At 66.9% G+C, this 7,243-nt stretch carries 5 protein-coding genes; 1 reads left to right on the top strand and 4 read right to left on the bottom strand.

Going from position 1 to position 7,243, the window contains the following annotated elements; translation table 11 throughout:
• Positions 1–248 precede the first annotated feature (248 nt).
• Positions 249–2,426: a glutamine synthetase III gene (locus tag G154_RS01460; RefSeq protein WP_019513202.1), complete on the top strand. Its 2,178-nt coding sequence runs from the start codon at positions 249–251 to the stop codon at positions 2,424–2,426.
• An 86-nt stretch (positions 2,427–2,512) separates the two neighbouring features.
• Here the strand turns inward: G154_RS01460 and iolD are convergent, their stop codons facing one another.
• The 4 genes from iolD to iolC are packed head-to-tail and all read right to left on the bottom strand — an operon-like array spanning position 2,513 to position 7,194.
• On the bottom strand, positions 2,513–4,462 hold the full coding sequence (gene iolD, locus G154_RS01455; protein ID WP_023986052.1) for a 3D-(3,5/4)-trihydroxycyclohexane-1,2-dione acylhydrolase (decyclizing): 1,950 nt from the start codon (positions 4,460–4,462) through the stop codon (positions 2,513–2,515).
• 2 nt (positions 4,463–4,464) lie between these two features.
• Positions 4,465–5,334, bottom strand: a complete 870-nt coding sequence (iolB, locus tag G154_RS01450; protein WP_019513204.1) for a 5-deoxy-glucuronate isomerase — start codon at positions 5,332–5,334, stop codon at positions 4,465–4,467.
• Positions 5,334–6,215, bottom strand: coding sequence for a hypothetical protein (locus tag G154_RS01445; protein WP_019513205.1), 882 nt, complete (start codon positions 6,213–6,215; stop codon positions 5,334–5,336). Before G154_RS01445 ends, iolB begins: the two co-directional genes overlap by 1 nt.
• Positions 6,208–7,194 (bottom strand): 5-dehydro-2-deoxygluconokinase, encoded by a 987-nt coding sequence (iolC, locus tag G154_RS01440; RefSeq protein WP_019513206.1) that lies wholly within the window; start codon positions 7,192–7,194, stop codon positions 6,208–6,210. Before iolC ends, G154_RS01445 begins: the two co-directional genes overlap by 8 nt.
• Between the last annotated feature and the right edge of the window lie 49 nt (positions 7,195–7,243).

The raw sequence follows: 7,243 nt of genomic DNA, 5'->3' as shown, positions 1-7,243 counted from the left end.
CTGCACTGCAAATCAACCCTCAACAGCACAAAGACGCCCACTAAAACACTAGGAGCGCCACATACGTGCTACACCCGACAAATCCGGATGGAATGTGACACCAGGGGTCAAAGAGACAGAAGATTTTTCTGAGCCTGACGATTCCACGGCGCCGCCCGCGCATTCAGACGTTGACGCGCGCGTAACAGAATCGGCATCGAATATTCCTACCGTTGGCCGGTCAAGCACGTGCAGCGATAGGAACTACATTGAGCGGTAACGCAGTCCGGCTTAAGGCCATCAACAACGTCGAGGCCTATGTGCCGCCGGCCATCAGCTTCGACCCCGCCGAGGCCCCCGGAGAGATCTTCGGCGCCAACGTCTTCACCAAGGCCGAGATGCAGCTGCGGCTGCCCAAGTCGGTGTTCAAATCGGTCGTGGCGACCATCGAGAAGGGCGCCACTCTCGACCCGGCCGTCGCCGACGCCGTCGCCTCGGCGATGAAGGACTGGGCACTGTCCAAGGGGGCGACCCACTACGCGCACGTGTTCTACCCGATGACCGGGCTCACCGCCGAGAAGCACGACAGCTTCCTTGAGCCGGTCTCCGACGGTCAGACGCTGGCCGAGTTCGCAGGCAAGACGCTGATCCAGGGCGAACCCGACGCGTCGAGCTTCCCCTCCGGCGGCCTGCGCAGCACCTTCGAAGCGCGCGGTTACACCGGCTGGGATGTCACCAGCCCGGCCTACATCCTGGAGAATCCGAACGGGAACACGCTCTGCATCCCAACGGTTTTCGTCTCGATGACCGGTGAAGCCCTGGACTACAAGACCCCGCTGCTGCGCAGCCAGCAGGCGATGGGTGTGCACGCCGAGCGCATCCTGACGCTGTTCGGGCACAAGAACCTGGAGAAGGTCGTCTCGTTCTGCGGTCCCGAGCAGGAGTACTTCCTTGTCGATCGGCACTTCTTCCTGGCCAGGCCCGACCTGATCAACGCCGGCCGCACGCTTTTCGGCGCCAAGCCGCCGAAGGGTCAGGAGTTCGACGACCACTACTTCGGTGCGGTGCCCGAGCGTGTGTTGGGCTTCATGATGGACACCGAGCGCGAGCTGTTCAAGCTCGGTATCCCGGCCAAGACCCGGCACAACGAGGTGGCGCCCGCGCAGTTCGAGGTGGCGCCGATGTTCGAACGGGCCAATATCGCCTCCGATCATCAGCAGCTGCTGATGACCGTGTTCAAGACCATCGCCCGCAAGCACGGCATGGAATGTCTGTTCCACGAGAAGCCGTTCGCCGGTGTCAACGGTTCCGGTAAGCACGTGAACTTCTCGGTCGGCAATTCCGAACTCGGTTCCCTGCTGGTTCCCGGTGACACCCCGCACGAGAACGCGCAGTTCCTGGTGTTCTGCGCCGCCGTCATCCGTGCCGTCCACCAATTCCCCGGGCTGCTGCGAGTTTCGGTGGCCTCGGCCACCAACGACCACCGCCTCGGCGCCAACGAGGCGCCGCCTGCCATCATCTCGATCTTCCTCGGCGCGCAGCTGGCCGATGTGTTCGAGCAGATCGCCAAGGGCGCGGCGACCTCGTCGAAGGGCAAGGGCGTCATGCACATCGGTGTCGACACCCTGCCCCAGCTGCCGACCGATCCGGGCGACCGCAACCGCACCAGCCCGTTTGCCTTCACCGGCAACCGGTTCGAGTTCCGTGCGCCCGGTTCCGGGCAGACGGTGGCGGTGCCGATGATCGTGCTGAACACCATCATGGCCGACTCGTTGGATTACATGGCGACGGTATTGGAGAAGGCCGTCGCGGACGGTACCGAATTCGACACCGCGGTGCAGCAGCTGCTCACCGACATCATCACCGAGCACGGCGCGGTGGTCTTCAACGGTGACGGCTACTCGGAGAACTGGCAGACCGAGGCGGCCGAGCGTGGTCTGCCGAATCTCAAGACCACGCTGGATGCCATCCCGGAGCTGATCACCCCGGAGGCCGTCGAGGTGTTCGAGAAGTACGGGGTGTTCAACGAGCGCGAGCTGCACAGCCGCTACGAGGTGCGCTTGGAGCAGTACGCGCTGACCATCGCGGTGGAGGCCAAGCTCGCGCTCGAACTCGGCACCACGGTGATCCTGCCCGCTGCCGTCCGCTACCAGACCGAACTGGCGCAGAACGTCGCCACCCTCAAGGCGGCTGGTTTCGATGCCGATACCACGCTGCTGGAGGCGGTTTCGACACCGATTGCCGAGCTGACCGCGGCCGTCGGTGCGCTCAAGGCCGGGTTGTCGGACCACTCCGCGGAGTCCGCGCTCGACGAGGCCGCCCATGCGCAGAAGGTGTTGCTGCCGGCCATGGATGCCGTGCGGGCGGCCGCCGACGCACTCGAAGGTGTGGTGGCCGATGACCTGTGGCCGCTGCCCACCTACCAGGAGATGCTCTACATCCTGTAGACGCAGTTCGGCGACATGAAGCATCGCCGGGTGTGGGGGTCAGGCCCGTCCGGGCCTCTGGTGACCGCAGCCCCCGCACCCGGCGATCAGCCGTCCGACGGCGCGATCAGCGGGCGCTGCACCTTCTTCCATTCCGTGTAGCGCTGGTAGGCCTGCTGTGTCGATTCCAACGCCGACACCTGCGACACCGGCACGTCCCACCACGAGTGGCTGTCGGGCGCGTAGACGCGCGGGTCGGTCTCGACGTGGATGACGGTGATCCGGTCGGCGGCCTTGGCTACCTTGACCGCATCGGTGAACTCGGCGGCCGTGGCGACCTTGATGACATCGGCGCCGAGGCTGGCGGCGTTGGCGGCCAGGTCGACCGGCAGTCGGTCACCGTCGAGGCGGCCGTCGGTGCCGCGGTACCGATAGGCGGTACCGAAGCGCTGCGAGCCCAGTGACTCCGAAAGCCCGCCGATGGAGGCGAACCCGTGATTCTGCACGAGCACCGGGATCACCTTGACGCCTTCCTGCACCGCGGTCGCGATCTCGGTGGCCATCATCAGATACGAACCGTCGCCGACCATCACGAACACGTCGCGATCCGGCGCAGCCATGCGTACCCCGATACCGCCGGCGATCTCATATCCCATGCAGGAGAACCCGTATTCGACGTGGTAGCTCTTGCGGTCACGTGATCGCCACAACTTGTGTAGATCACCGGGCATCGAACCGGCGGCGCACACCACCACGTCGCGCGGGTCCGACAGGGAGTTGACCAGTCCGATCACCTGGTTCTGGTTCAACTGCGCGCCGTCCTCGGTGGCGAACGCAGCCGAGACCGCGGCATCCCACTCTCCGGCCAGCTCGCTTATGTGAGAACGGTATTCGTCGGGTACGCGGTAATCGGCCAGCGCCGGGCCGAGCGCCTCGATGGCCTCGCGCGCATCGGCGACGACACTCACCCCGCCCTGCTTCACCGCGTCGAGGGATGCGACGTTGATGTTGACGAAACGCACCTGTGGATTGTTGAAGGCGGTGCGCGAGGCGGAGGTGAAATCGCTGTACCGAGTGCCTATTCCGATCACCACGTCGGCATCGGTGGCCAGGGCGTTGGCCGCGGTGCTGCCGGTGGAGCCGACCGCACCGACGCTCTGTGGATGATCGTGGCGCAACGACCCCTTACCGGCTTGGCTCTCGGCCACGGGGATGCCGGTCTGCTCGGCCAGGGCGGTCAGCGCCGCCTCCGCGCCGGAATAGTGCACTCCGCCACCGGCGATGATCAACGGCCGGCGCGCCGCGGCGATGAGGGCGGCCGCCCGGGCGACCACCGCGCGTTCGGGCAGCGGACGTGCGATGTGCCAGGTGCGTTCGGCGAAAAGCGATTCCGGCCAGTCATGGGCCTCGGCCTGGACGTCCTGCGGGATGGATACCGTGGCCGCGCCCGTCTCGACGGGGTCGGTGAGCACGCGCATGGCCCCCAGCAGGGCGGCCGGCAGCTGTTCGGGCCGCCAGACCCGGTCGAAGTAGCGGGACAGTGGCTTGAACGCGTCATTGACCGTGACATCACCGGAGGACGGCAGTTCGAGCTCCTGGAGCACCGGCGAGCTGACCCGGGTGGCGAACGTGTCGGCGGGCAACAGCAGGACCGGCAGCCGGTTGATGGTGGCCAACGCGGCGCCGGTGAGCATATTGGTCGATCCGGGTCCGACGCTGGCGGTCACCGCCCAGGTCTGCAGCCGGTCCTTCTGCCGCGCATAGGCGACGGCGCTGTGCACCATCGCCTGTTCGTTGCGGCCCAGCACGTAGGGCATGCGTGGTGCGCGTCCGGCCGCCTGCGCCTCGATCTCGTCCTGCAGCAATGCCTGGCCGAGACCGGCAACGTTGCCGTGGCCGAAGATGCCGAAGCATCCGGCGAAGAACGGCGTGCGATCACCGTCGCGCTCGACATACTGGGCGGCCAGAAACGCGATGGTGGCCTGCGCGACGGTGAGACGGACGGTGGCTTCGGTATCCGCGAGTTTGTCGGCTGCTTTCGGGGCGGTGGACACCACGGTCAAACTCCTCGGTTCGTGCGCATCGGCAGGCGCGGGTCGATCTCTTGGTGATCCCAGCTGGCGCGCAGCCAGGTGTGGTCCGGGTTGTCGCAGATCCGCCACGCCCGCTCGGGCCCGGATCCGGCCATGACATTCAGGTAGTACATGTGGTGACCGGGTGCGGCGATCGACGGGCCGTGATAGCCGTGCGGCACCAGGACCACATCGCCGGTGCGGACCTCTTCGAGTACCTCGATGGGCCGGGCAGGTGTGCCGAACACGCGGTGATAGCCGAATCCCGGAGTGCCGGCCGGGCTGTCGTCGATCTCGAAGTAGTAGATCTCTTCGAGCTGGGACTCGACGTAGCTGTCCTCATCGTGTTTGTGGGCCGGATAGCTCGACCAGTTACCGCCGGGGGTGATGACCTCGCACGCGATCAGTGAATCCGCCTCGAAGGTGTCCGCGGTGCCGAAATTGTGTACCTGCCGGCTGCAGTTGCCCGCCCCGCGTAACTCGACCGGCACATCGGCGGCGGCCCGCCGCCGGTTGGGCAGGGACCGGCTGGCTCGGGCGGCGCAGACGGCGATGCGCCCGTGTCCGGTCACCACATAGGACTGCCCGACACCCAGATAGACCATATCGGCGGGGCCGTCGAAAACCGATGTCCGCGTGCCGAGTTCGAACACGTCGTCAGCGCATTCGACGGAGCCGCCGCCGGCCAGCGGCAGGATCATCACCTCGGTGTCGCCGGTCTGCAGCGCGACCGTACCGTCGGTGCCCAGATCCAGAACGTGCAGCCCACATTCGGACCAGCCTGCTGACTCCGGGGTGACGGCCACCGAGTACGGCGCGTCGGCCGAACCCGCCGGTATGTACCAGGAGCTGTTCATCACCGCACCAATCCGACGGCACCCGAGACCGCGGAAGCCACATCGTCATCGGGCGGGTAGAGCAAGGTGCGCCCGACGATCAGACCGCGCACCGCGGGCAGGGCCAGTGCCGACGCCCAGGTCGCGAAGGCCTCGTCCGGGTCGGTCGGGTCACCGCCGAGCAGCAGGGTGGGCATCGTCGTCGATTCCATCACCCGGTCCATCTCGGGCACAACGGGCAGCTTGAGCCAGGTGTAGGCCGATGTCGAACCCAGGCCCTGGGCGATGTGCACGCTCTTGATCACCGCGTCGGGGGAGAGGTCATTGCGGACCTTGCCGTCGACCCGGGTGGACAAGAACGGTTCGAGCATGGCGATCAATCCGTGGGCGGCCAGCTGGTCGACGGCCTGCGCGCAGCCGGCGAGGGTCGAGACGGTGCCGGGATCGTCGAGATCTATGCGGCACAACATCTTCCCGCCGTTCATGCGGGCATCGGCGGTCGAGGTCGCGGTCGCGCCGGTCATCCTGTCGTCGAGCTCGAAGACCGAACCGGCCAGTCCGCCACGGTTCAGCGACGAGAACACCACCTTGTCCTCCAACGCACCGAGCAACACCAGGTCGTCGAGGATATCCGCGGTCGCCAGCACACCATCGACGCCGGGATCGGCCAACGCGGTCCGCAGCCGGTCGAGCAGGTCGATGCGGCTGTTCATGGCGGTCACCCGGGTGCCTACCGACAGCGCGCCGCGTGCCGGGTGGTCGGCCGCCACGATCATCAGCCTGCCGTCACCACGCACCGTGGGCCGGGTGGTGCGGGCGTGCCAGGCCTTCGTCACCGACGCCGGGTCGGCGGCGCGCAACTCGGTGACCTCGGCGTAGTCACGGCACAGTGCGTCAGACATTGACGGCCTCCACGGCGCTCTGTTCGGCGAGTTCGGCGACCTCGGCGGCGGTGGGCATGGCCGTAGAACATTCCAGCCGGGATGCCACGATGGCGCCGGCGGCGTTGGCGTAGCGAAGGGTCTTCTCCAGTGGCCAGTTCCGCAGCAGACCGTGAATGAGGCTGCCCCCGAACGCGTCTCCGGCACCCAGGCCGTTGACGACGTCGACGTCGTTGGGTGCGACCGTCACCGAACTGTGCCTGGTCTTGCCGAGCACACCGCGCGGGCCTTGTTTGACGATGGCCAGTTCGACCCCCAGGTCGAGCAGCGCATCGGCGGCGCGGTGGGGAACGGTCTCACCCACGGCGATCTCGCACTCCTCGCGGTTGCCCACGGCGACGGTGACCTGGCCCAGCGCACGCACCGCCTGCTCACCTGCTGCGGCGGGGTCGGCCCAGAACATCGGCCGGTAGTCGAGATCGAGCACCGTGAGCGGCGTGCGGGCACGTGCGGCCCAGGCCGCGAAATGCGCGCTGCGGCTGGGCTCTTCGGACAGGCCGGTCAGCGTGGACCAGAACAATCGTGCGGTGCGCACGGCGTCGGCATCGATGTCACCGGCTTCGATCTGCAGATCGGGCGCCGAGGGCTTGCGGTAGAAGTAGAGCGGGAAATCGTCGGGCGGGAAGATCTCGCAGAAGGTGACCGGGGTGGGATAGCGGCCGTGGATGCCCACATAGCGGTTGTCGACCCCGAGGCGGGCCAGTTCATCGCGGACGAACCGTCCGAACGGATCGTCGCCGGTTCCCGAGATCAGGGCGGTGCGGTTGCCCAGTCGCGCGGCGGCCACCGCGACATTGGCCGCGCTGCCGCCGAGGAACTTCCCGAAGGTGTCGACCTCGTCGAGTCCCACACCCGTCTGCAGCGGGTAGATGTCGACACCGCTGCGGCCGATGGCGATGACATCGAACGGATCGGTTGATGGCTGGGGTGGTGACGACACGTGATCTCCCGAAGTGGGTGCAGGGCTCTGTCGCAAGCACTGTGCCCCC

Origin of the sequence: Mycobacterium sp. VKM Ac-1816D, from assembly GCF_000416385.1 — a bacterium.
Classification (GTDB): domain Bacteria; phylum Actinomycetota; class Actinomycetes; order Mycobacteriales; family Mycobacteriaceae; genus Mycobacterium; species Mycobacterium neoaurum_A.
This window is presented reverse-complemented; position numbering and strand designations above follow the sequence as displayed.